This is a genomic window from Aquisalinus flavus, from assembly GCF_014640095.1.
GTDB classification, from domain to species: Bacteria; Pseudomonadota; Alphaproteobacteria; order Caulobacterales; family Parvularculaceae; genus Aquisalinus; species Aquisalinus flavus.
On the sequence record NZ_BMGH01000001.1, the window covers coordinates 2,134,725 to 2,159,744 of the forward strand.

21 protein-coding genes are annotated in these 25,020 nt (G+C 63.3%); 5 read left to right on the top strand and 16 right to left on the bottom strand.

Annotation, left to right across the window (positions count from 1 at the left end; all coding sequences use genetic code 11):
• Positions 1–1,076: 1,076 nt before the first annotated feature.
• From IEV88_RS09825 to typA, 3 genes are all read right to left on the bottom strand, one after another.
• The gene (locus IEV88_RS09825; RefSeq protein ID WP_188158614.1) at positions 1,077–1,388 is read right to left on the bottom strand and encodes a GIY-YIG nuclease family protein; all 312 of its coding nucleotides are present in this window, start codon (positions 1,386–1,388) and stop codon (positions 1,077–1,079) included.
• A 325-nt stretch (positions 1,389–1,713) separates the two neighbouring features.
• Positions 1,714–2,025, bottom strand: coding sequence for a GIY-YIG nuclease family protein (locus tag IEV88_RS09830; RefSeq protein WP_188158614.1), 312 nt, complete (start codon positions 2,023–2,025; stop codon positions 1,714–1,716).
• Positions 2,026–2,161: 136 nt separating this feature from the next.
• Entirely contained in the window at positions 2,162–4,018 is a 1,857-nt protein-coding gene (gene typA, locus IEV88_RS09835) for a translational GTPase TypA (protein WP_188158613.1), read from the bottom strand.
• Positions 4,019–4,707: 689 nt separating this feature from the next.
• Between typA and IEV88_RS09840 the strand changes: the two genes are divergently transcribed.
• A complete protein-coding gene (locus IEV88_RS09840; RefSeq protein ID WP_188158612.1) occupies positions 4,708–5,124 on the top strand; it encodes a CBS domain-containing protein in 417 nt (138 codons plus the stop codon).
• A 129-nt stretch (positions 5,125–5,253) separates the two neighbouring features.
• Positions 5,254–6,972: an amidohydrolase gene (locus IEV88_RS09845; protein ID WP_188158611.1), complete on the top strand. Its 1,719-nt coding sequence runs from the start codon at positions 5,254–5,256 to the stop codon at positions 6,970–6,972.
• Here the strand turns inward: IEV88_RS09845 and IEV88_RS09850 are convergent.
• From IEV88_RS09850 to IEV88_RS09860, 3 genes are read right to left on the bottom strand one after another with little or no spacing between them, the layout of a single operon-like run.
• The gene (locus tag IEV88_RS09850) at positions 6,951–7,964 is read right to left on the bottom strand and encodes an alpha/beta fold hydrolase (protein ID WP_188158610.1); all 1,014 of its coding nucleotides are present in this window, start codon (positions 7,962–7,964) and stop codon (positions 6,951–6,953) included. The genes IEV88_RS09845 and IEV88_RS09850 overlap by 22 nt on opposite strands.
• A gap of 4 nt (positions 7,965–7,968) precedes the next feature.
• Positions 7,969–8,274: an SCP2 sterol-binding domain-containing protein gene (locus tag IEV88_RS09855; protein ID WP_188158609.1), complete on the bottom strand. Its 306-nt coding sequence runs from the start codon at positions 8,272–8,274 to the stop codon at positions 7,969–7,971.
• Positions 8,275–8,280: 6 nt separating this feature from the next.
• Positions 8,281–9,207 (bottom strand): class I SAM-dependent methyltransferase, encoded by a 927-nt coding sequence (locus tag IEV88_RS09860; RefSeq protein ID WP_188158608.1) that lies wholly within the window; start codon positions 9,205–9,207, stop codon positions 8,281–8,283.
• A gap of 270 nt (positions 9,208–9,477) precedes the next feature.
• Between IEV88_RS09860 and IEV88_RS09865 the strand changes: the two genes are divergently transcribed.
• Together IEV88_RS09865 and IEV88_RS09870 are read left to right on the top strand one after the other, a co-directional pair.
• Entirely contained in the window at positions 9,478–9,963 is a 486-nt protein-coding gene (locus IEV88_RS09865) for an Hsp20 family protein (RefSeq protein ID WP_188158607.1), read from the top strand.
• Between the two features lie 179 nt (positions 9,964–10,142).
• Entirely contained in the window at positions 10,143–10,400 is a 258-nt protein-coding gene (locus IEV88_RS09870; protein WP_188158606.1) for a hypothetical protein, read from the top strand.
• A gap of 89 nt (positions 10,401–10,489) precedes the next feature.
• Here the strand turns inward: IEV88_RS09870 and gpmA are convergent, their stop codons facing one another.
• From gpmA to murJ, 6 genes are all read right to left on the bottom strand, one after another.
• The gene (gene gpmA, locus IEV88_RS09875) at positions 10,490–11,209 is read right to left on the bottom strand and encodes a 2,3-diphosphoglycerate-dependent phosphoglycerate mutase (RefSeq protein WP_188158605.1); all 720 of its coding nucleotides are present in this window, start codon (positions 11,207–11,209) and stop codon (positions 10,490–10,492) included.
• A gap of 118 nt (positions 11,210–11,327) precedes the next feature.
• Positions 11,328–12,266 (bottom strand): diacylglycerol/lipid kinase family protein, encoded by a 939-nt coding sequence (locus tag IEV88_RS09880; RefSeq protein WP_188158604.1) that lies wholly within the window; start codon positions 12,264–12,266, stop codon positions 11,328–11,330.
• On the bottom strand, positions 12,263–13,090 hold the full coding sequence (locus tag IEV88_RS09885) for a metallophosphoesterase family protein (RefSeq protein WP_188158603.1): 828 nt from the start codon (positions 13,088–13,090) through the stop codon (positions 12,263–12,265). The genes IEV88_RS09880 and IEV88_RS09885 overlap by 4 nt, the downstream gene beginning before the upstream one ends.
• 3 nt (positions 13,091–13,093) lie before the next feature.
• Positions 13,094–14,413, bottom strand: a complete 1,320-nt coding sequence (locus IEV88_RS09890) for an endonuclease/exonuclease/phosphatase family protein (RefSeq protein ID WP_188158602.1) — start codon at positions 14,411–14,413, stop codon at positions 13,094–13,096.
• A 21-nt stretch (positions 14,414–14,434) separates the two neighbouring features.
• Entirely contained in the window at positions 14,435–15,466 is a 1,032-nt protein-coding gene (trpS, locus tag IEV88_RS09895; RefSeq protein WP_188158601.1) for a tryptophan--tRNA ligase, read from the bottom strand.
• A 41-nt stretch (positions 15,467–15,507) separates the two neighbouring features.
• The gene (gene murJ, locus IEV88_RS09900) at positions 15,508–17,106 is read right to left on the bottom strand and encodes a murein biosynthesis integral membrane protein MurJ (protein ID WP_188158600.1); all 1,599 of its coding nucleotides are present in this window, start codon (positions 17,104–17,106) and stop codon (positions 15,508–15,510) included.
• 439 nt (positions 17,107–17,545) lie between these two features.
• On the opposite strand from murJ, the gene IEV88_RS09905 reads away from it, so the two are divergent.
• Entirely contained in the window at positions 17,546–18,163 is a 618-nt protein-coding gene (locus IEV88_RS09905) for a TetR/AcrR family transcriptional regulator (protein WP_188158599.1), read from the top strand.
• A 75-nt stretch (positions 18,164–18,238) separates the two neighbouring features.
• Here IEV88_RS09905 and wrbA read toward each other — a convergent pair whose 3' ends face one another.
• The 4 genes from wrbA to mutS form a co-directional block, all read right to left on the bottom strand.
• Entirely contained in the window at positions 18,239–18,838 is a 600-nt protein-coding gene (wrbA, locus tag IEV88_RS09910; protein WP_188158598.1) for an NAD(P)H:quinone oxidoreductase, read from the bottom strand.
• Positions 18,839–18,970: 132 nt separating this feature from the next.
• Positions 18,971–19,294: a DMT family transporter gene (locus tag IEV88_RS09915; RefSeq protein WP_188158597.1), complete on the bottom strand. Its 324-nt coding sequence runs from the start codon at positions 19,292–19,294 to the stop codon at positions 18,971–18,973.
• Positions 19,295–19,421: 127 nt separating this feature from the next.
• The gene (glnD, locus tag IEV88_RS09920) at positions 19,422–22,193 is read right to left on the bottom strand and encodes a [protein-PII] uridylyltransferase (RefSeq protein ID WP_188158596.1); all 2,772 of its coding nucleotides are present in this window, start codon (positions 22,191–22,193) and stop codon (positions 19,422–19,424) included.
• Positions 22,183–24,933: a DNA mismatch repair protein MutS gene (mutS, locus tag IEV88_RS09925; protein ID WP_188158595.1), complete on the bottom strand. Its 2,751-nt coding sequence runs from the start codon at positions 24,931–24,933 to the stop codon at positions 22,183–22,185. Before mutS ends, glnD begins: the two co-directional genes overlap by 11 nt.
• Positions 24,934–25,020 lie beyond the last annotated feature (87 nt).

The following is a 25,020-nucleotide window of genomic DNA, read 5'->3' on the forward strand; positions in this document are numbered from 1 at the left end:
GGGTGCCGCACCGGTTTTCGCTGTCAAGGCCGCAGCTACGCCGCGCCGCGAAGCGGGTGCCGCCTTGACAGCGAAATGCCGGCACGACAATTGGCAGCCATGCCTTTTAAGGCAACGTTCGGCCGGAAAACGGGGCCCCACCCCCGTTTTCTGATCGGCCTCACCCTTAAAAGGCCTTGGCGAGCTAAAGTAACGAAACCTCGGCACGACACGCGGCCGATTTTCTTCCCCGCACTATCCCTCTTGTCCTCCCGGCCAAGCGAAGCGCGAGCCGGGACCTGTTTTCCAGAGACGGTGAGGCTGGCTTGAGAGAGCAGCGGCAAGGCCTCTGGAAAATGGATCCCGGGTTGATGCTGCGCATCCCCCGGGAAGACAAGAGAGGCAGCACTGAAAACACCGTCAGATTTCGCTGCGGTGTGAATATGAAATCGAGGGGGCCCGTGTGTAGCGGCCATTGCCTCAAACAATAATAATGACTGGCATAGCTCTCGCTACACACGGCGGCGATCGATGCGGGGCCAAAGTGCATAGCTCTCCCGCCCGGGGGCTACCCCGGGACGCCGCTCGGACGGACGATGCGAAGCTTGCGCACACCCTCACCAGTTCCACCGGAACCTCGGCCATCCGAAACCTGATACGCCGCCCGCCCCCGCAGGTCACGGGGTCTGACGACGCCTGCGCCAGGATCCTCACCCCGGCGTCATGGAGAAGCATAAGCGGGTGTGGATGGGCGGGGATAAGATTTTTGGGGAGTTTTTGATTTGAAGTTTTCAGTTTCGCGTCATCCCGGCCAAGCGCAGCGCGAGCCGGGACCCAGCTCTGGCGTTCCGGTGGCTTGCGGAGAGCAGGTTGGGCGCATGCAATATAGGCAATAACCACCGCGCCGTGAGCCTTCACAACGTCAGAGTTGGGTCCCGGATCGCCTTGCGGCGTCCGGGATGACGGTGGAAAGATGGGGTCTGACGACGCAATGCGCCGTGAGCCTTCACCGCGCCGCGAGCACTCATGATTTCAGAGCTGGGTCCCGGATCGCCTCCGGCGTCCGGGATGACGGGGTGGAGGGATCGGGGAGACACTCAGAAATTGGTCGGGCCGAGGGTTGGGTAGAGGTCTTCCCAGTCGGGGTTTCTCTCCTCGATCAGGGCGATCTTCCAGGCGCGGCGCCATTTCTTCAGGCGCTTTTCAAAGTCGATCGCGGCCTCGACGCTGTCGAAGGTCGAATGCCAGACCAGTTTGTGCACGTCATATCTGGCGGTGAAGCCGGGATGGCGTTTCTGCCGGTGCTGCCAGACGCGGGTGGCAAGGTCGGAGGTCACGCCGACATAGAGCGTGCCGTTCTTGCGATTGGCCAGAATGTAAACGGTGTAGTGCTTGTCCCCATGCGCCATGGCTCAAAATATCGCGGGATTTCGCCGTTGTCATCCCGGCCAAGCGCAGCGCGCGCCGGGACCCAGCTCTGGCGTTCCGGTGGCTTGCGGAGAGCAGGTTGGGCGCATGCAATATAGGCAATAACCACCGCGCCGTGAGCCTTCACAACGTCAGAGTTGGGTCCCGGATCGCCTTGCGGCGTCCGGGATGACGGTGGAAAGATGGGGTCTGACGACGCAATGCGCCGTGAGCCTTCACCGCGCCGCGAGCACTCATGATTTCAGAGCTGGGTCCCGGATCGCCTCCGGCGTCCGGGATGACGGGGTGGAGGGATCGGGGAGACACTCAGAAATTGGTCGGGCCGAGGGTTGGGTAGAGGTCTTCCCAGTCGGGGTTTCTCTCCTCGATCAGGGCGATCTTCCAGGCGCGGCGCCATTTCTTCAGGCGCTTTTCAAAGTCGATCGCGGCCTCGACGCTGTCGAAGGTCGAATGCCAGACCAGTTTGTGCACGTCATATCTGGCGGTGAAGCCGGGATGGCGTTTCTGCCTGTGCTGCCAGACGCGGGTGGCAAGGTCGGAGGTCACGCCGACATAGAGCGTGCCGTTCTTGCGATTGGCCAGAATGTAAACGGTGTAGTGCTTGTCCCCATGCGCCATGCAAAATCATAAACTGGCGTTCTCCGCCTGTCATCCCGGCCAAGCGGAGCGCGCGCCGTGAGCAACCGTTATTTCAGAGCTGGGTCCCGGATCGCCTAGCGGCGTCCGGGATGACGGGGTGGTGAGATCGTGTGAGTTACGCGTTCTCTTTGTCCTTCGAGCGTTTTTTCCGCATATGCGGTTCCAGCTCTCTTTTCCGCAGGCGGATGGATTGGGGGGTTACCTCGACCAGTTCGTCATCGTCGATATAGGCGATGGCCTGTTCCAGGGACAGGCGGCGCGGGGTGGTGAGGCGGACGGCCTCGTCCTTGCCGCTGGCGCGCATGTTTGTCAGGGCCTTGGCTTTCAGCGGGTTGACGTCGAGATCGTCGGGCTTGGCGTTCTCGCCGATGATCATGCCGAGATAGACCTTCTCGCCGGGGGAGATGAACATGGTGCCGCGCTCCTCCAGGTTCCACAGGGCGAAGGGGACGGCGTCGCCCTGGCCGTTGGAGATGAGCACGCCATTGCGACGGCCCTCGATCTTGCCCTTGTGGGGCCCGTGCTCGAGGAAGGAGCGGTTCATGACGCCGGTGCCGCGGGTGTCGGTGAGGAATTCGCCGTGATAGCCGATCAGGGCGCGGGCGGGCCCGTGCATGACCAGGCGGGTCTTGCCGCCGCCGGTCGGCTTCATTTCCTTCAGCTCGCATTTGCGCTGGGTCAGCTTTTCGATGACGGCGCCGGAATAGTCGTCATCGACATCGATGACGATCTCTTCCATCGGCTCCATCAGCTGGCCGGTTTCCTCGTCGGTGAAGGTGAGCACGCGCGGGCGGGAGACGGCAAGCTCGAACCCCTCGCGGCGCATGTTCTCGATCAGCACGCCGAGCTGCAACTCGCCGCGGCCGGCGACTTCATAGGCGTCGCGATTCTCGGTCTCGGTCACGCGGATGGCGACATCGCCCTCGGCCTGGCGCAGCAGGCGCTCGCGGATGACGCGGGACTGGACCTTGTCGCCCTCGCGCCCGGCCAGCGGGGAGTCGTTGGCGGAGATGGTGATGGAGAGCGTCGGCGGATCGACCGGCTGGGCTTCCAGCGGCTTGGTGACGGCGCTGTCGCAGATGGTGTGGGAGACGGTCGCCTTCTGGAAGCCGGCAATGGCGACGATGTCGCCCGGCTCGGCAGTCTCGACCGGCTGGCGCTTGAGGCCGCGGAAGGCGAGCACCTTGGTCAGGCGGGCCTGTTCGATCAGCTTGCCGTCGACGGACAGGGCCTTGTAGGTCAGGCCCGGCTGCGGCCGGCCGGAGACGATGCGGCCGGTCAGGATACGGCCGAGGAACGGGTCGGCCTCGAGCGTGGTCGCGAGGATGCGGAAGGGCTGGCTGGCGGCACCGTCCTCGATCGGCGGCGAGGACACATGGCGCACGACCGTCTCGAACAGGGGTTTCAGGTCTTCGCGCGGGCCGTCAATCTCGGTATCGGCCCAGCCTTCCTTGCCGGAGGCATAGAGCGCGGGGAAGTCGAGCTGGTCTTCATTGGCACCGAGCGAGGCGAACAGGTCGAACACTTCGTCGAGCACGCGGTCCGGCTCGGCATTGGGGCGGTCGACCTTGTTGAGCACGACGATCGGTTTCAGGCCCAGCGCCAGCGCCTTGGACAGGACGAATTTGGTCTGCGGCATCGGGCCTTCCTCGGCATCGACCAGCAGCAGGCAGCCATCGACCATGGACAGGATGCGCTCGACCTCGCCGCCGAAATCGGCGTGGCCCGGCGTGTCGATGATGTTCAGGCGCATCGGGCCCTCGACCGTGCTCTCCCACTCGACGCTGGTGCATTTGGCCAGGATGGTGATGCCGCGCTCGCGCTCGATATCGTTGGAATCCATGGCGCGCTCTGCCATGTCGGAATGGGCGGCGACGGCGCCGGACTGGCGCAGCAGCTCGTCGACAAGCGTGGTCTTGCCGTGGTCGACGTGCGCGATGATGGCGATGTTGCGAAGGGCGGGCGTGGTCATGACGATATATCCAGAGGTGACGTAAACGAAAGGGGGGTCGGCGCGAAGGATGTATTGGGGGTTGGGGCGCTCTTGTTGCGGCGCAATATTTTCGCGTGCATAGCCGATATGAGGCCGCGCGTCGAGGGCTTTGTTTGGGCGGTGCTCGGGGGCCCGGCAGGGGCGGGCGGCGTGCTGGCGGGAAAGATGCCCCCCCGGCGAAGACCTCCGGCGGGCAAAAATCAACCAAAATGATCCGTTTGGAAACAATATGTGATCGCCGGGGGCGGGTGACCCCATTGCGGGCCGTCACGGACAGCATAAAATATGCGGCAGTACCGGATTTGCCGGTACACTCATGGAGGCCAACATGGCAGACAAAAAAGCAAAACCCGCCGCTCCGTCCAAACCTGGCTCGAAGCCGGCCCCGAAAGCCGCCCCGAAGAAGAAGTAAGGGTCTCTCCCGAACCTTTCATTCTGACGAGAGGCCGCCTGCCCGCGATCCCCAAGCGCGGCGGCGGCCTCTTTGCTTTTGACGGGCCGCGCTTCAACCGGACAGTGCTGGCTGCTCCCGCCCCCCGGCACCCCGATTAGGTCCCTTACGGATAATACATGCGCCGGGCTTCCCGCCACCGGAACATGATCGCCGCCCGCCCTGTCTCCCGACTGACACAAGGGGCGAGCGAGGACTGATCCGAAGGAGGAACCATATGACCCAGCATATAAGGGACATCATGACGACGGACGTGACATTCGCCACGCCCGGCACCAGCATTGCCCAGGCCGCACAGATGATGCGCGACGGCGATATCGGCGCCCTGCCCGTCGGCGAGAACGACCGGCTGGTCGGGATGATCACCGACCGCGACATCGTCATCCGCTGCGTTGCCGAGGGCGGCGACGTCAATGCCGCCGACGTGCGCAGCGCGATGACCGACACGATCCGCTATTGCCGCGAGAACCAGACGGTGGACGAGGTCTGCCGCAATATGGGCGACATCCAGATGCGCCGCCTTCCGGTTGTCAATGACGAGGACCGTCTCGTCGGGATTGTAAGCCTCGGCGATCTCGCCGCGCGTGGCAGTGCCGATCAGGGCGGCGAAGCCCTGCGCGACGTGGCGCAATAAGGCGTTATCTCCCGATATAAACACTTTAAACGGATTAAAAGCCCCCGGCAGGCTTGACTTGCCGGGGGCAGCGCTTGAGTCTGTGCCGCAGGGGTGGAAGCGGGCGACGACACATCAGGGGGACCAGTCATGGTACGGCTCAAAACGGCGCTGCTGTGCAGCGTTCTCGGATTTTCCGCATCCTGTTCGCGGTCGGAACCCGTTATCAGCGGCGATGCCGCGATACCGCCGTCTTTCGATACCGTCCTTGTGGGAATGATCTATACCGGCAGCGAGACCGCGCCGATCGCCAGCTATGTTACCATAAAGGGCGGATATATCGACGCGGTCGGCACCGGACCGTTTGATCTGGATACGGTCGATCAAGCCAGCGGTTTCGACGGCGATATCATTCTGCTTGACGACGGCCAAGTCGCCTATCCCGGTTTCACCGATGCCCACGCCCACCTGATCGGCATCGGCCAGCGCGAACTGACGCTGAACCTGGAAGGCACCGCCTCCATTGCCGAGTTGAAGCAGCGCATCGCCGCCGAGGCAGAGGGCAAGGCGGAGGGCGAGGTCATCTTCGGGCGCGGCTGGATCGAGACCGGCTGGCCTGAGGGGCGCTTCCCGACCCGCGACGATCTCGACGCGGCAGCACCGGACAACCCGGTCGTGCTGGTGCGCGCCGACGGCCATGCGAGCGTGGCGAACACAGCCGCGCTCGATGCCGCCGGCATCACCGACGCGACACCCGACCCCGATGGCGGGCGGATCGAGCGCGACGCAAATGGCCGCGCCACCGGCATGCTGATCGACACCGCCGACCGGCCCGTTCGTGCCCTGATCGATGAACCGAGCGAGGCCGAACGGCGCGAAGCGCTGAAGAAGGGCGCCGAGGTCTACGCCTCCTATGGCTGGACCGGCCTGCACAATATGTCAGTCGATATCCGCGATGCGCAGATTATCGGCGCGCTGGAAGAAGCCGGCGAGATGCCGATCCGGGTCTATAATGCGATCAATCCGGGCGACATGGATGCACTGATCGAGACCGGCATCTGGGAGCTGAATGACGGCAAGGTGACGACACGCGCCGTCAAATTCTATGTCGATGGCGCGCTCGGGTCGCGCGGCGCGGCGCTGCACGAGCCGTATACGGACCAGCCGGAAACGAGCGGCCTGCTGCTGCTGACGCCGGAAGAGGCGATGGCCGGCTACAGACAAGCCTATGACAATTCGATCCAGGTCACGACCCACGCCATCGGTGACCGCGGCAACACGCTGGTGCTCGACTGGTATGAGGACGTGCTGCCGGTCGAACGCCTGTCCTATGACGAGGGGCCACGCTGGCGCGTCGAACACGCCCAGATCGTCGATCCGGCTGATATTCCGCGTTTCGCCGGGCTTGGCATCATCGCCTCGATGCAGCCCTCCCACGCGATCGGCGATCTGCACTTTGCCCCGGCGCGCCTCGGCGAGGACAGGTTGGACGGCGCTTATGCCTGGCGCAGCCTGTCGGACAGTGGCGCGATTATCGCCGGTGGCTCGGACGCGCCGGTCGAGCGCGGCGATCCGATGATCGAGTTCTATGCGACCGTGGCACGGCGCGACCTCTCAGGCTATCGCGGCGAGAACTGGCACCCTGACGAAGCGCTGTCGCGTGGCGAGGCGCTGGATATGTTCACCATCAATCCGGCCTTTGCCAGCTTCAACGAGGACCGTCTCGGCACGCTGGAGCCGGGCAAGAAGGCGGATATCACCGTGCTCGACGGCGACATCATGACCGTGCCCTCGGGCGATCTGCCCGGTGTCAAGGCGGTGATGACCATCGTCGATGGCGAGATCGTCTATGAGGCAATGGCGGAGTGATCGTTCGCAGCGGCTGATGCCGGATCAGACACCCCGGCGGCCAGGCGTTCGGTCACATAGGCGTCGAAAGCCTGCCAGAACCGGTCGCGATAGACGTCGCGCTCCATCAGCACTTCGTGCAGCGCGCCATCGACTTCCGTAGTGGTGATCTGGTCGTAGAGCGTCCCCAGCCGGACCGAATTCGCCCCGTCGACGGTGGTGTCGGCGCCGGACGAGACGATCAGTACGGGGATCTTTATGGCGGCGAGGGCGCCGGGCGCGTTCAACCCGTCGAGCGCCTTGATCGCCGCATGTAACCAGCCATAGGTCGGCGCATGCACCGCCGCATTGGGGGCCGCCTCGAGCAGCTGCCGGAACATGGTATGGCGCGTCTCGTCCGATGTCAGATTATTGTTCTCGAAATGCATGGAATATTCAGGCACGCCGAATACCTGCTTCTGCCCCATGCCGAGGGTCACGGCGCCATTGGCCATCAGGCGGACCGCATGGCGTGCAGGCAGGGTGCGGAACAGCCGCGTCATCGGTGACGACAGCACGGCGCCATGGAATCCGTCATATCCCTCTGCCAGGAGTTGCAGCAACGGCGTGCCGCCCATGGAATGGGACAGGGCGAAATACGGCCCGGAGAACTGTTTGTGCACGACCTTTTTCAGGAACAGCTTGAGGTCGGCGAGATAGGTGCCGAAACTCTTGATATGCCCCTTTTCGCTGACCGCGAGCATGCGCGAGGACAGCCCCTGCCCGCGCCAGTCCATGGTCGCCACGTTGAAACCACGCGACAGGAGATCCTGCGTTACCTCGAAATATTTCTCGATGATTTCGCAGCGCCCGTTGAGAAGCACGATCGTGCCGCGGGGCTCTTGGGCAGCGAAAGTCGCGACGCGAAGCCGCGCGCCGTCCGGTGCCGGCTGGAAGAAACATTGCCCGCCCGGCGGAACGGGGGCCGCGTCGATTTCGATAAAGTCTGCCGGCTCAAAAGAAAGCTCGCCCATTTGCCTATTCCTCACCAATCTCGAGCCGGGCCATGACCGCCATGTCGCCGGATATCGCCAGCCGGCCGGCAATATAGGCGCCTTCCAGCCGCCGCGTCTCCGGCGACAGGATACGGCTCAATGTATCGTTCGAGGTGCGCCACAGGCAGAAGTCGCTGCTGACATTCTCCGGCGCCGTCACGGAGACGACGGGGGGCTCGGCCCGCCCGTCGACCCAGATTGCCGACGAGGCATTATCGATCTCTATGCGGATCACCCCGTCAAAGCGCCTGCGGAAATAATCTCCCGCTTTTGCCAGCAGCTCTTCCATCAGATGCTATTCCAGCATTGCGCCATCGGCGGTGACAGGCTTGGTGAATTTCAGCGTCATCCGGTCGCTCTCGCCGATTTCCATATATTTCGAGGAATCGAACTCGGGATCCGGCTCTTCGCCATAATTGCTGCTGCGGTTGTTCGGCGGCAGGGTCCAGACGCCGAAGGGATGATCTGCGGTATCGGCCGGGTTGGCATTGATCTCGCTGGCCTCGACAAACTGGAAGCCGGCGCGCTCTGCCATGGCGATGACGGCGCTCTGCTTGACATAGCCACCCTCGCCGAACTGCTCGCGGTCCTCAGGCAGGCGATGCTCGACGACGCCGAGGGTGCCACCGGGTTTCAGGGCAGCATAGAAATCGGCAAAGGCCTTGTCGGCGAAGCCGCCACCCATCCAGTTATGAACATTGCGGAAGGTGAGAACCATGTCGGCTGAGCCGGCGGGCGCAATGCCGTCAGATCCGGCAGACAGGACGGTGAAGTCGACATCGCCATAGCCTGCCATGGCGGACTGGAAGTTCTCGAACGACCGGCGGGCATTTTCGCTGTCGCCGATCTCGAACCCGGCAGCAATGTAATCGCCACCGCCCTGTTCCAGATAGGGCGCCAGGATATGGGCATACCAGCCGCCGCCCGGCCAGACTTCAACGACCGTCATGTCGGGCTCGATGCCGAAGAATTCCAGCGTCTCGACCGGATTGCGGTACTGGTTGCGGTCTGCATGGCCATCAGGGCGCTGGTCGCCGACGACAAGGTCCTCAAGCGTCGGCGATGACGCCGCCGGCTCCATGTCGGCGGTCGTTTCGTCGGACGTTCCGGTTTCGGCCATGGTGGATTCGGCTGTGCCGTCTGCGCCGTCGGGCGTTTCTGCGCTACAGGCAGCAAGGGCGCCGGCCATAATCAGGGCCAGCAAGGAAGGTGCATGTTTCATCGTCTCTATTCCCCATGAGTTACGAGTGCAGCCCCGTTTTAGGGCGCTTTTGACCATATAGATAGGGAGGACGGCATAAACCAACCGGCGGCAAGGCAGCCGGGTTTCGTGCCAATTTTTTGCGTTCCGGCCTCTTGAAATGGCTAAAAACCGGTCACATCTCGAAAAAGCCGGAGGCCTGATGGCTCCGGCGCTTTGACGGCCCGACATCGCCACACGGGATGACGGGCCAGTTTCAGTAACCATTGCTTCTACAGAAGGATGAAGACCATGCGAACCTATGACATGACCCCCCTCTATCGCTCGACCGTCGGTTTCGACCGCCTGTTCAACGAGCTGTTCGATACCGTGAACAAGCTCGATGGCTCCGGCTATCCGCCCTATAATATCGAACTGGCGGACGACAATCACTACCGCATCACCCTGGCCGTCGCCGGTTTTGGCGAGGACGACCTCGACATCGAAGTTACCGAGCAGACGCTGGCCATTACCGGCAAGCGCGCCGAGCCGGATGATGGCGAACAACGCCAGTTCCTGCATCAGGGGATTGCCGGACGCTCGTTCGAGCGCCGCTTCCAGCTGGCCGAACATGTCCGCGTCACCGGGGCGAGCCTCCAGAACGGCCTTTTGAACATCGATCTCGAGCGCGAGATTCCCGAAGCGAAGAAACCGCGCAAGATCGAGATTTCCAAGAACGCACGGGGCACCGTGCTCCGCGGGCCGGGCAAGCTCCTCGGCAAGACCGACGCCGCATAATTTCAATTACCCTCGCAAACTCCCATTTGCACGGAAAGGGGCGCCCCGGCGCCCCTTTTTGCTGCGCGCTCGCTCCTATCGGGGGTTGTCACAAGGGTGCAGACAGGCCGATCCGGCCGTGCTAGCCTTTGACGGCCCTTGCGGGGGCTTGTTGCGGGAATTTGGGGAAGGTTCTTCCGATGCTACGGTACGGTCTGGTTGTTTTCATCGCGCTGCTTCTGAGCGGCTGTGAAATGTTCGGCAAGAAGGATATCCGCCTGCCGATCGACGTCGTCTCGCTGCAATATGATCCCTACAATTATTCCATGGCCGAGCTGGACCGCAACGCGACAGCCGCCTGCATCGCCAAGGGCGGTACGGAAGCGGTCGCCGTCGATAACGAGATCAACACCGAATCCGTGCGCTGGGCGTATATGAACTTCAACTGCTATCGGTAGGTCAGTTTTTAGTTAGTAGTTTTTAGTTATTGGAGCGGATGTATCGCCTCCTCACCACTAAAAACTGAAAACTACACTCTGATAAATGCTTACTTCGCCGGCGGGATCTCGGTGGCGCGGGATGTGTCCAGATAGCGGGCGGAGACGATCTCCAGGCTGCCATCCTTCAGCTCGATCAGCAGCGGATTGCCGGTCGGCATCTCGACGCCGACAATGTCGTCATTAGAGACGTTGAACAGCATTTTCACGAGCGCGCGCAGGGAATTGCCATGGGCGGCGATGATGAGATTGTCGCCGGCCTTGACGCGCGGGGCGATGTCGGCCTCCCAATAGGGCTGGACGCGGTCGAGGGTGGTTTTCAGCGATTCCGTTTTCGGCATGGTGACACCGGCGGGATAGCGGCCATCGGTCAGGGACGGGAACGCAGTCGCATCGTCCAGCTCCGGCGGCGGCGTGTCGTAGGAGCGGCGCCAGACGAGGACCTGTTCCTCGCCATGCTTTTCGGCTGTCTCTGCCTTGTTCAGGCCGGTCAGCCCGCCATAATGGCGCTCGTTCAGCCGCCAGTCCTTGGTCACCGGCAGCCACGACTTGTCCATCTTGTCGAGGGCAATGTTCAGCGTACGGATCGCGCGGGACAGGACCGAGGTATAGGCGGCGGCAAATTCGACATTCTCCTGCGCCAGCAATTCACCGGCCTTGGCCGCCTCTTCCCGGCCCTGGTCGGTCAGATCGACATCGACCCAGCCGGTGAAACGGTTTTCCAGGTTCCAGGCGCTCTGGCCGTGACGGACAAGGGCAAGATAGGTCATGGGCGGTCGATCCTCTCAATATAGATAATGCCGAAATCGTTCGGTGTTGATGTAACCCAGGCGGGCACTGATGACAAATGGGATGTATAGCGGTGACCGCCCCACTCCCGGCTCAGGCTCACTCCTCGACGGCGGGCATGAGCGGGACGCGCAGGGCGCCGGGCACAATCTCGAAGATCAGCGGCTCCTCGCTTTCAAGAATCTCGCCATCAACGGTGTAATGGATCGGCTCGCCATCGCGCGGCGCGATCGAGCAGCGCTTGCACTCGCGCACATCGACGGAGTCGGAACTCGAAAGCCCGCCCATCACCGCCTCGGCGACGCGGGCGAGGAAACCGAAGCCGTCATGGGCCTCGGTCAGGTAGACGGCGAGCATGCCTGCGTCGAGATGATCGCGATGGGGCACGCCGTCGACCGAGCCGTGAAAGGCGTTATTGGAAACGATGATCGTGTTGGTCGACACTTCCTCGGAGCGGTTATCCATCTGGACGCGATAGCGGTGCTCGCTGGAATAGAACAGGGCGTCGGCGGATTCGATCAGGCTCATCGCCTTGTCATGGAGATTGTCGGCGACGCGGAAATTCTCCCGCGCCTCGGCAACTTCGGCAAAGGTGCCGAGAACGACATTGTTGAGGAAAGCGCGGCCATTGACCCGGGCAATGTCGACGGTGGTCGTCTCCGCCGCCAGCGCCGCTTCGAGAGCCTCCCACGGGTCGACGGGGAAGCCGAGATCGCGGGTGAACATGTTCGCCGTACCGAAGGGCAGCGGCAGGAAAACAGGCTTGTGCTCGCCCGGCAGCCTGGTGACGATGTCGGCGAGCGCGGCAATCGTGCCATCACCGCCAATGACGATGTAATAATCCGCATCGGGATGGCATTTCGGGGCGGCTTCCATCAGTGCCGGACAATCATCCAGCACGAAGTCGACCTCGAACCCTGACGCGATCAGCGGTTTGTGGACTTCTTCGCGCAGCATATGCAGGTCCGTAGAGGACACACGGCCGGAATGCTTGTTGACGAAAGCAACGGCCTTTTTCAGGCGGGCGGGGGATGTCATAGGTCGTGTGCCTCGGTCAGCTGCCAGCCACGATCGGTCCTGGCGAAGGAGCGGGTTTTTTCCGGCTCGAAATGTTCACCCGCATACCGAATGATGCGTGTGTGGAGGATGTCGCCTTCCGCCTCGATGACGTTGAAGGACGGCACATCGCCGCGCGTGCGGGTGGAGGAGGCGGTACCGGCCTGGGACAGGATGATCTTGCGCTCGCCGACATCGACGGCGCGCACGCGGCCATGATGGACATGGCCGGTCATCAGGATATCGACCCCGGCCTCGACCAGACGCTCGAGGATATGGGGCGCACGCGGAATGACCGCGCGCCCGGCGCTGCCCGCCTCGGGCTCGGGAAAGAACGGGTGGTGGATACCGAGAATGTTGAGACGCCCTGCCCGGCTGTCCTGAAAGGTCGTCAGCGCCCTGGAAATCTGACTGGACGACAGCCGCCCTGTCGACCAGTCGAGCGAGAGGCGTATGCGTGTCGCGGAATTAAGCCCTACAAAGACGAAATTCTTGGCCAGCGTCACCGGCTCCGGGTCGCGGTTGAGCGAATCGCGGAACCGCTTCCACGGCGTCACGAAACGCTGCCAGAGATTGTAGACCGGCGCGTCATGATTGCCGGGAATGATCGTCGTACGCTGTTTCAGGAGATCGAAGAACAGGGCCGCCTCGGCAAATTCACGGCGGCGGCCAGACTGGGTCAGGTCGCCGGTTACGATCACCTCGTCGACATGGGCGCGATTGAAGTAGTCCTTCAGGGCTTCCAGAACCGGCGCATCGATCCTGCCGAAATGGAGGTCTGAAAGATGCGCGAATGTGGTGGCCATGACTTACTCTTCCTGTTGCTTCAACCTGAGATCGACCCAGACCAGTCTATGGTCCGAGGAGACGACAGGCCAGCCTTCGCCGACCAACTCAAAACCCGGTTGATCCGGGGTGGGCCAGAAAACGCCTGAGCCGACGACCTGGAAGTCCTGCCGGGAAGGTAACACATAATCGATCCGCAGGTTCCCGACGGACGTTTCGCCGGTATCGCTGAAATCGGCCGTGTCGAGGGCGGCTGGCGTGATGTGGCCGCTGTTGACACCGCCCTGGCGCTCGGCTGCAGCGACGGCGCCTTCGCTTGACGGGGCGGGGTCGAGGATCAGGGGATTATCGAGCAGGAGGGAGATGGCGTTGTTGTAGCTGTCGCCCTCATTCGGGTCGGCATTGAGGTCGCCGAAGATGATGAACGGCTCGCCCTCCCTGATGCCGCCGGTCCGGCCCTTGTCGTCATAGATGTAGTCACCCGCCCCTGGGGTGACATAGTCCGCAATCAGACGGATTTCGTCATGGTTGCGGCGGCCATTGCGGTCTTCCGGGCCGTCAAAGGAGGGCGGGGTCGGATGGGCGGCGATGATGTGGACGGGCTGGTCTTCATACAGGAAGGAGACATCGACCATGGTCTTGGAGGACAGGCGGAACACTTCCTGCGCCTCGGCGGAGTAAAACTCCGTTGGCATCGCATTGTCCGGCATGTCCTTCCACAGGAAGGTCTGGAAAGTGCGCGTGCGTGGCATGAAGACGCGCTTTTTCGACAGGATCGCCATGCCATACTGGCCCTCATAGACACCATAGCCGAAGGCATCATTGCCATAGCCGCGGGTGCCGGGCTCGGTCACGGCCTGGCCGTCATTGTCGAGATCGACCCCCGAGGCGAGGCCGGTATTGACGTTGGGCGAATAGATGAAGGGATAGGACAGCGCCTTCTTGCCATCGACCGGTTCGGGGTCGAGATATTTGTCGCGGAAGACACCGAGCGGGCGGTCATTATTGTCCCAGTCGATCTCGTTCAGCACGAGGATGTCGGGATCGACGCGGCGGATGATCTCGGCGACCGCCTCGATTTGCGGATCACCGCCAGCCATCAGGTCTTCAAGCAACTGGCCCTGCTCGTCGCGATAGAAGGAGACGTTGAAGGTCGCCACCCGCAGCGCGCCTTCTGGCCTGGCAGGCGGCCAGTCCGCCGCAGCGGGCTCGGCGGCAGGGTCGGCGGTTTGCTGGAGCGCTTCGGATTGCGGAACCATCTCCTGCGCCGTGCTGTCGTCAGATGCATTCTGCCCGCAGGCGGCAAGCAAGGCGATGGCAGTGGTGGCAAGCAGTCTCTTCATCGTCGATACCCCTTCTTTATATTAGACAAGGAAACCGACGATTTCCTTGACCTCGCGCATGATCGGCGCGGCGATGGCATCAGCGCGCCCAGCCCCGTCCTTCAGGACTTTTTCAAGATGGGCTTCATCGCCCTGGATCTCGCGCATCCTTGCAGTGATTGGTGACAGTTTTTCGACAGCCAGATCGGCCAGCGCCGGTTTGAAGACGCCAAAGCCCTGCCCGCCGAAATCGGCGATGACATGTTCCTTCTCGACGCCAGCGAGCGCGGCATAGATACCGACGAGATTATCCGCCTCGGGACGGCCGGTCAGGCCTTCGACGTCACCCGGCAGCGGCTCCGGATCGGTTTTCGCCTTCTTGATCTTCCTGGCGATCATATCGGCATCGTCGGTCATGTTGATGCGCGAATTGTCGGCCGGATCGGATTTCGACATCTTGGCCGTGCCGTCCTTCAGGCTCATCACGCGCGCGCCGGCGCCCTTGATCAGCGGCTCCGGCAGCGGGAAGAAATCCGGGCAGCCGAAATCATTATTGAACTTGGCCGCCGTGTCGCGGGCCAGCTCCAGATGCTGCTTCTGGTCGTCGCCGACGGGTACATGGGTCGCCTTGTAGGCGAGAATATCCGCACTCATCAGGTTGGGATAGACGAACAGCCCGGCGGAGGCGCGCTCCTTGTCCTTGCCGGCCTTGTCCTTGAACTGGGTCATGCGGTTGAGCCAGCCCATGCGCGCGACGCAGTTGAAGATCCAGGCGAGCTCGGCATGGGCCGAGACATGCGACTGGTTGAAGATGATCGACTTTTCCGGGTCGATGCCGGCGGCGAGATAGGCGGCGGCAATCTCCAGCGTCTGGGCGCGCAACCTGGCCGGGTCCTGCCAGACGGTGATCGCGTGCATGTCGACGACGCAGAACAGACAGTCATGGGACTGCTGCAGCGTGACGAATTTGCGGATCGCGCCGAGATAATTGCCGAGGTGAAGGTTGCCGGTGGGCTGAACGCCGGAAAACACGCGCTCGGGGCCCTTATAGCTGGATGTTGGGTGCTCGCTCATAGTGGGCGCGTGTTAGCGGATATTTCCGCCAGGCACCAGCCTTAAGCGCGCCTGGTGATCAGCCCCTTGAAGTCGGAGAGTCGGGCGCCGCCGAACAGGACGGCACAGGCCCCGTATAGCGCGCCGCCGCCGGCGACGATGGCCAGCAGCAAGAGCCAGAGCTGGCCGCCGAAGAACGGCAGCAGCAGGCCGGTATTCTCCGCCGCGGCCCAGACCGCGAGCCCCATGACAATGGCGGCAATGACGAGACGCGGCGTGCGCCGGGTCAGCCGGTCATCAGGCCGCAGGATGCCGGCCTTCCACAGCTGGCGCGACAGCAGGATGACCTCGGTCCATGACGCGACGATGGTGGCGATGGGGATGGCGATAAAGCCGATCATCGGGAACAGGGTGAGCGACAGGACCATATTGATCGAGATTGCCAGCAGCGCGAATTTCATCGGGGTGCGCGTATTCTCCCGCGCGAAATAGGCCGAGGAGACCACTTTCTGCAGGCAGAAGGACAACAGCCCGAAGCCGTAGACAGACAAGGCAAGGCCTGTCGCCTCGGCATCGCGCACGAGATAGGCGCTTTCGTTCTGACCGAAATAGGACAGGGCGTCGCCGGCGAAGTCGATGAACAGGGCCGCGCAGATGAGAGTCGGCATGGCCATCAGTGCCGCCGCGGCTGGCAGGCCGAACAGCAGGACCAGTTCCAGCCCGCGATTGAGATTGGACCGGGCAGCGGGCTCGTCCCCCTCCTTCACCGCGCGGGAGATCGCCGGCATCAGCACGATGCCGAGGGTTATCCCGATCATCGACAGCGGCAGCTGGTAGAGCTGGTCGGCATTCATCAGCCAAGAGATCGCGCCGGCCTCGCGCGAGGCGATGTTGGTGCCGACGATCGTGTTGATCTGCAGCGCGCCAGCGCCGATGAAGCCGGGCCAGCCCAGCGCCAGCATGCGCTTGATATGCGGTGTCCATTTCGGCAGGCGCAGCTTGAGCAGGAAGCCGGAGCGCCATGCCCCGAACATGAGGATGGCAAGCTGGGCGAGGCCTGCGGCGAAAACCGACCACGACGCAGCGTAGCCGGTCACGGTCACGCCGCGATCGGCATAGACGAGCACGACGGCAATCATGATGACGTTGAGCGCCAGCGGCGCGGCGGCGGCGGCGGCAAAGCGGTGCATTGCGTTCAGCAGCCCGCCATAAAGCCCGACCAGCGACATGCAGGCCAGATAAGGGAACATGATGATGGTGAAGTGGGTCGCAAGGCGGAATTTCTCCGGGTCATCCTCGAAGCCGGTGGCGACGACCCAGACGAAAGCGGGCGCGAAAATCATCACCACCGCCGACAGGGCGGTGAGGATGAAGATCATCCACGCCAGCACGTCCTCGGCAAAAGCCCGCGCCTCTTCATCGCCGCCCTCGACATGACGCCCCTGGAAGAGCGGGATGAAGGCGGCCTGGAATGCCCCCTCGGCGAGCAGGCGGCGGAACATGTTCGGAAAGCGGAACGCGGCCCAGAAGGCGTCGGCGACCGGCGATCCTGACGCGCCGATGACACCGGCGATCAGCACCTGACGCGCGAAACCGAACACGCGCGACAGCATGATCAGCCCCGAAACGGTTGCCATCGACTTTACCAGACTGCGTGACATGGAGAGCCTTACCCGAAGAGACGCCCGTCGCCGCCCCGAAGCAGGACCGGCCAACGCGAAGGATACCAGCGTTTGCGGCAGGACCAAGGAAAGAGCAAGGGGTGTTTCGGACCTTTGGGGGAATGCCCGCCATTTAAAGGCAGGCAACATGGTGGCCCGGCTGTAACGACCTTATCCGGTTTACGCCGGCATCTTTACCGGCAACGTGCCTTGTCGGTCATCACGCCGAGCCATCGAGCTGCATCCGGCAGCCAGCTCCCCCGAGCTACCAAATGTGAACGCTGCCGTTTCGCCTGGCGCTGCCGGTTTCGATAAGGGACCGGCAACTCTCTCCGCCAGACGGAATGAACATCGTTCACAACGGACAATACCACAAAATGAACATAGTTCAAGATGATTTTGAACTTTGTTCATGAAATTTTTTCAGCTATGTAGGGGCATGGCATATGAAACCTCCCCCCGCGAAACCCAGGAAGAGATGCGCGAACGCGCCCTCGATATCGGTGAAGCCCTGATCCGTGAAGGCGGGCTGACACAGGTCAAGGCCCGTGTTCTGGCCGTGCGCCTGAACGTGTCGGTCGGCACGATCTACAATCTGTTCGGCCAGATGGACGAATTCGTCTACCGCCTCAACGCCCGCGCCCTTGACGGCCTGTTCATCGCCGGCCAGCAGGCGATCGAGGCGGCGAGGACGCAGAACAAGGACGTCACCGGCCAGATGCTGGCGCTATCGCGCGCCTATCTCGACTACGTCATCGCCCATCCCGACGAGTGGAACGCCGTGCTGACCTTCATGCAGCGGCGCACCGGCACGCCGCCGGACTGGTACAGGGAAAAGGAACGCGCCGTCAGCGGGCTCGTCGCCAGCACGATCGCGCAGATGCCCGGCATGGACGATATCGCGCGCTGCCGGATGATGGCCCGCGCCATGTGGGGCGCGGTGCATGGCATCGTCACGGTTTCGCTGCGTCCGGCCGGTATGGACCAGCATGTCGAGGAGATCTGGGAACAGATCGATTTCGTTGTCCGCTCCATCGCCGCGGGAATGGAAGGCTGACCGCTTTCAACGCCGCATGAAAAAGCCGGTACGGGAACCCGCACCGGCTTTTCTGATCCATCATGGTAAGCGCGCTCAGGCGGAGAGTTTTGCCGCCGTGTTGGCGACGCGGGCGCCAAGATATTTCGCGCCGTCGAGCTCGATCCGGCTCGGCTGGCGGCTGCCGTCGCCACCGGCGATGGTCGAGGCGCCATAAGGCGAGCCGCCCTCGACGCTGTCGAGCGTCAGCTGGCCCTGGAACCCGTAATCGAGGCCGACGATGGTCATGCCGAAATGCAGCATGTTGGTGATGATCGAGAACAGGGTCGTCTCCTGTCCGCCATGCTGGGATGCTGTACCGGTAAAGGCAGCGCCGACCTTGCCATTCAGGGCGCCCCTCGCCCACAGGCCACCGGCCTGGTCGAGAAAGGCCGCCATCTGCGAGGACATGCGCCCGAAGCGGGTGCCGGTGCCGATGATGATCGCGTCATAATCGGCAAGCTCTGCGACCGTGGCGACGGGGGCCGCCTGGTCGAGCTTGAAGCCGGCGTTTTTCGCGACCTCATCCGGCGCGGTTTCCGGCACGCGCTTCACATCCACCTCGGCGCCGGCCTCGCGCGCGCCCTCGGCAATGGCGGTGGCCATGGTCTCGAGATGACCGTAGCTGGAATAATAAAGAACGAGAACTTTTGCCATGATAGCCTCCAAGTCATTCTGCTCGGACCAGACATAATATGCCTGAAGGCCGAGCGCCGTTGCTGATTGGGCAAATATCTGTTGCGGTTTGCTCAGGACCGGGCCGCTCGGGCTGCGCCACCACGCCGGCCTTTAGGATGGCGAGCCCGACAGCTTCATCAGAAGAATGCCGCCCACGATCAGGCACGCCGCGACGACACGCATGGGCGTGAGCATCTCCCCGAGGACCAGAACGCCGACAATAAACGCACCGACGGCCCCGATACCGGTCCATACGGTATAGGCGGTCCCGAGCGGCAGGGAGCGCATGGCAAGCGACAGCAGCGCGAAGCTGGCGATCATCGCGATGATAGTGACCGCGCTTGGGAGCAGGATCGTGAAACCCTCGGACTTTTTCATCGAGAAAGCCCAGACGATTTCAAGCAATCCGGCGACAAAGAGATAAACCCAGGCCATGAGAAAAGGCCCTCCATGAATGGCTCGGGCCGTCCCGAAAGTGCACGAAGAACACGGGTCGTCCCGCGGGCGCCTGATATAGGGGCGGGTGCCGCGCCGATCAAGTCATCCCGGCCCAGGGGCAGTTTCAGTCCGAATCCAGCACCGCAAGCAGAGAGCGGCGGATCACTTCCTGGCGGCGCCTGTCGGTGATCTTGTAGCCGGGCAGGTCCTGCAGATAGAAGGTGTCGACGGCCATTTCGCCGTAATTGGCGATATAGGCCGAGCGGATCGATACGCCGATATCGCTGAGCGCGGCGGCGAGACGATAGAGAAGGCCCGGGCGGTCGCGGCCCTTGGCCTCGACGATCAGGCAGTCATGGGACGTGTGCTGATCGAGTTTGACCTCCGAGGGTACATCAAAGACATGGCGGCGGTCGCCGACCCGGGCCCGCAGCTTGATCTTCTGGTAGCCGGGCCGCGTGATCGCCTCCTCGAACTGTTGCCGCAGCCGTGCCAGCGCAACCTCTTCGTCCTGCCCTTCGAGGATCGACCGGCCTTGCTCGCCATGGAAGACGACGATGTTGCCGGCCATGTCGACGCCCTTGCCCGCCGGCTTGACCGGAAAGGCGGTCGAGGCGCGGACCATGCCGCCATTGGCAATGACGACGCCGGCGATGGCGGCATAGAGCCCCGGCTTGTCGCGGGAATAGATCGCCGCCTCGACCAGGCCATCGTCATGGACGCTGAGTTCGACCGAGCCGGGCGAGGCCCCGCCATCGACCTGGCGCATCAGCTTGACGAAGCGCACGGCGGTTGCCGGATCGACGCCTTCGAAGAACTCGGCCGGCAGGCGCAGGAGATAGCGGTCGAGCTGTTGCACCGGCCAGTCGGAGAGAAGCCGCGCCGCGCGACCGCGCAGGGCGTCACGCTGCTTCAGGATATGGGCGGCGAGAGCCTCTGCCCCGCCGGCAAACCACGCCCTCGTCGCCTCGTAAAGATTACCGAGGTCGCGGCGCGTCCACCGGTCCCATGAATTGAACCCGGCCATGCGCAGGTGACAGATCGTCAGTACCATGAGGAGATCGAGGCGCTCCCGGGTCGCGACCTCGGCGGCGAAGGTCTCGATGGTGCGTTCTTCCATCACGTTGCGGCGCACGGCGATATTCGCCATCATCTGGTAGCGCGTCGCCGCCCAGACGATATCTTCCAGCCGGTCCCTGTCGCGCACCAGATGACCGATGGAGGAGATGATCTTGCGCCGCAGCCTGTCCGGCGTCGGGTTTGTCAGCGTCTCGCCGGATTCGTGCATCAAGATGGCGAGATAGAATGACAGCGGATCGTCCGTCTCCGCCATGATGCGGGTGGCGATGGGGTGGTGCTCTATCTCATCGCCACGGCGGATATGATCGAGCACGCCGACGGAGCGCAACACATGCTCATCGAGGGTGAAGCCGCGATACAGGCCGTATTTGACGCGGCCGATCAGCATGCCGAAAGCCGGCAGGTAACTGCCGAGCAGCCCGCATTCTGTCATGTCACGCAGCGTTTCCTCGGGATTCTCCGTATCGAGAATGATCGCCCGGAAAATCGTCGCGACGTCTTCATCCTCGACACTCGCCCGCTTCATGAAGCGGGCACCGGCGGCGACGGTCTTCAACGCTTCGGGGTGAATTTCAGCGGCAGGTTTGCGGGCGGCAATGCGGAACAGACGGACAAGGTCGAGCGGCGTTTCCTGCGCCTTTGCATGATCCCTGAAGTCGACCCTGTCGCCGCGCAGCGTGATATTGGTCGACGCGCCGACTTCGTCCGGACGGATGCGGCGGTTCAGGTCCTGCTTGCGATTGCCGCCAAGACCGCGGAAGAAACTCTCGATCAGGCGCGAGCGTTTGACCTCCGCCTCTTCGAGCGCGGCGCAGACAACTCCGGTCAGGCGGCCGACTTCCTTGGTGTTGATGAAGTAATGCTTCATCAGCCGCTCGACGCCGAGGGTCTGTCCGCGATCATTGTAATTCAGCGCGTCCGCGACCCTGGGCTGGATATCGAAAGACAGGAGCTCATCGGGCCGGCCCCGCAACCGGTGCAATTGCACCCTGACTGACCAGAGGAAATCGAGCGCCTTTTCATAGCTCGCGGCTTCCTCATCGGTGAAGACACCGATATTGACCCGCTGCTCGACATTCGTCGCGCCATAGGCATAGCGCGCGAGCCAATGCAGCGTTTCAAGATCGCGCAGGCCGCCCTTGCCTTCCTTGATGTCCGGCTCGACCGCATAGCGTGAGCCATTGCCCCTGGCGACCCGCTCCTCGCGCTCCTTCAACTTGGCCTCGACGAAAGACGACACGCTACCCTTGCGGTAGCGATCGAAGCGCTGGAAGAAATCGCGCGCCAGCGGCTCGTTACCGACGAGATAGCGGGCATCGAGATAGGACGTGCACCCCTCGATATCGGTCTTGATGAAGTCGATCGACTGGGCGGGCGAGCGCACGGCCTGGGCAACTGTCAGCCCGGCATCCCATAGCGCATAAAGAATGAAATCGAGCAGCGGCTTGATCTTCTGCCCGGCATTGGGTGAATGCAGGAAGAGCAGGTCGATATCGGAAAAAGGCGCCAGCCGCCCGCGACCGAACCCGCCTGCGGCGAGTACGGCGAGATGCTGCGCCTCTTCCGGGTACAGGACGGCGCCTGCCTCGAACAGGCCATGGATCCCTTCGCCCGTGAGCGTCGACAGGCCGCGGGAAATCTGTTCGCCGCGCCGGGTCTTGTCGAACATTTCCGCGAGCCAGTGGGCGCGGGTATCGCGGATTTCCTGACCCAGCCGCGTGCTGCGCTCCATCGAGGACAGCTCGGCGGACATGGTGGTCAGCCGCTCGGCCAGCGCCCCGGGCTTCCAGAGCTTGCGCGATGCGTCAGCTGCCATTGCGGGTCAGTTCCTTCAGCGCGTACAGCGCTTCGAGCGCCTCGCGCGGGGACAGGCTGTCCGGGTCGATATCGGCGAGCGCCTTCAGGGCAGGACTGTCGGCGACCGGCTTTGGCCTTGCCACAGCCGCGCTGAACAGCGGCAAGTCGTCAACGAGAGTGGCGAGCCCGGCACTGGAGGCGACCTTGCCTTCTTCCAAGAGGCTCAACACTTCCTGCGCGCGGGCGACGACAGCGGATGGCAGGCCGGCAAGGCGGCCGACGGACACGCCATAGGAACGGTCGGCCGGGCCTTCCGCCACCTCGTGCAGAAAGACGACATCGCCCTTCCATTCGCGCACCTGCATCGACACATTGGCGAGCCGGTCGAGGCGCGAGGACAGCGCCGTCAGCTCGTGATAATGCGTCGCGAACAGGCCACGGCACTTGTTGATCTCGTGCAGATGTTCGAGCGCCGCCCAGGCGATGGACAGGCCGTCATAGGTTGCCGTGCCGCGGCCGATCTCGTCGAGCACGACGAGAGACCGCTCGCCGGCCTGGTTCAGGATCGCCGCGGTCTCGACCATCTCGACCATGAAGGTCGAGCGGCCGCGGGCGAGATCGTCCGACGCGCCAACGCGGGAGAAGACGCGGTCGATGACGCCGATATGAGCCTCTTTCGCAGGCACGAACGACCCCATCTGGGCGAGGATCGCAATCAGCGCGTTCTGGCGCAGGAAGGTCGACTTGCCGGCCATGTTCGGCCCGGTAACGAGCCACAGGCTGGGATCATCTTCGCGTGTCAGGCGGCAATCATTGGGGATAAACGCCCCCTCGCCTGCCCGCGCCACCGTCTGCTCGACAACCGGGTGACGGCCGCCAATGATCTCGAAAGCGAAACTGTCATCGACCTGCGGGCGGACATAATCCTGCGCCTCGGCAAGCTGCGCGAGACCGGCGCAGACATCGATAAGGGCGAGGCCGTCCGCACACGCAGCAATATCTCCAGCGCGGGCAAGTGTCTGTTCGCAGAGATCGCGGTAAAGCGCCATCTCCCGGGCCAAAGCCGTGTCGCGAGAGCGCACGATGCGGGAATCCAGGTCCGACAATTCGACGGTCGTGAAGCGCACGGCGTTGGCGAGCGTCTGGCGATGGATGAACAGGTCGCAATGGGGCGCGCCCATCAGCGTGCCGGCATAACTCGCCGGAGCTTCGACGAAATAGCCGAGCACATTGTTGTGCTTGATCTTCAGCGCCTTGATGCCGGCCTTCTGGCGATACTGGTCCTCGAGCCCGGCAATGATGCGGCGGGCATTGTCGCGCAGGCCGCGGGTCTCGTCGAGACCGGGGTCGAAGCCGGTTGCGATGAACCCGCCATCGCGGGCAAGAAGCGGCAGGTCGGCGGCGAGCGCCTTGTTCAGCAGGCGGAGCAGGTCGGCGAAACCGCCGCCGGATTGCGCCTCGAGGTCGCACATTGCCTCCTGCAGCATTTCGGCCATTGGTGCGTCGAGGGGCGCGCCCTCCGCTGCCCCGTGAAGCAGCACGCACAGTTCCCGCGCGGCGGTCAGGCCATCGCGCAAGGCGGCAAGGTCGCGCGGTCCACCGCGGCCAAGCGCCAGCCGGGAAAGAGCACGGGCGATGTCGGGCGTGGCAGCGAGGCGCTCGCGGATATCGCCCCTCAAGGGCCGCGCCTCGACCAGCCAGGCGATGGCCTGCTGGCGGCGGCGGATCGCGTCGATATCGGTCAGCGGGCCAGCCATCCAGTCAGACAACAGCCGCGCACCGGCACCGGAGACCGTGCGGTCGATGGCGGCGAGCAGCGAGCCATCGCGATCACCACGCTGGGTCCGGGTCAGCTCCAGCGAGGTGCGGGTGACAGCGTCGATCGCCATGGCGGCACCGCGGGCCGGATGGCGTGGCGGCTTCAACGCCGGCATGCGGCCCACTTGCGTCAGCTCGATATAGGCGGCAAGCGCGCCGAGCGCAGCGATCTCGCTGCGCGCGAAGGTGCCGAAGGCGTCGAGTGCCTGGACCTTGTAGAGATCACACAGCCGTTCCTCGGCATTGGCGACATCGAAGAAAGTGCGCGCCTGCGGGGTCACGCAGGTCTCCTCGCCCATCGCGTCGAGGGCGGCGACCCAGTCCCCGCCCGGCGCTTCCGGCGTCAGCAATTCCTTCGGCGCCAGCGCGGCAAGCTGGGACCCGAGTGTCTCGGCGGTCACGCTCGCGACACACAGCTCCCCGCTCGACACGTCTGCCCAGGCGAGCGCCCCGGCACCTGTCCTGGGCGCATGCAGGGCGGCGAGAAAATTATGGGAGCGGGCCTCGAGCAGCGAATCTTCCGTCAGCGTGCCGGGGGTGACGAAGCGCACGATCTCGCGCCGCACGACGGATTTCGAGCCGCGCTTCTTTGCCTCCGCCGGGTCCTCCGTCTGTTCGCATATCGCGACCTTGAAACCGGCCCGGATCAGCCGGGCGAGATAGTTTTCGTGGGAATGGTGCGGCACGCCGCACATGGGGATCGCCTCGCCCTGGTGCTGGCCACGCTTGGTCAGCGTGATGTCGAGCGCCGCAGCGGCCTTGACCGCATCGTCGAAAAACAGCTCGTAGAAATCGCCCATGCGATAGAACAGGAGGGCATCACCCGCCTGTTCCCTGATCTCCAGATACTGGGCCATCATCGGCGTCAGGGCTTTTGCATCCTTGAGCGCCGTCGCCTTGCCCTTGTCACCGATCTCGCTCGGATGGGCAGAACCGTCCATTGAATTCTCCACGACTGACTTGTCTTATAAAACAGACTGGCCTGAGTCGATAGGCAAGCCGGCCGATAGGCAAGCGGCCCGGCAGGG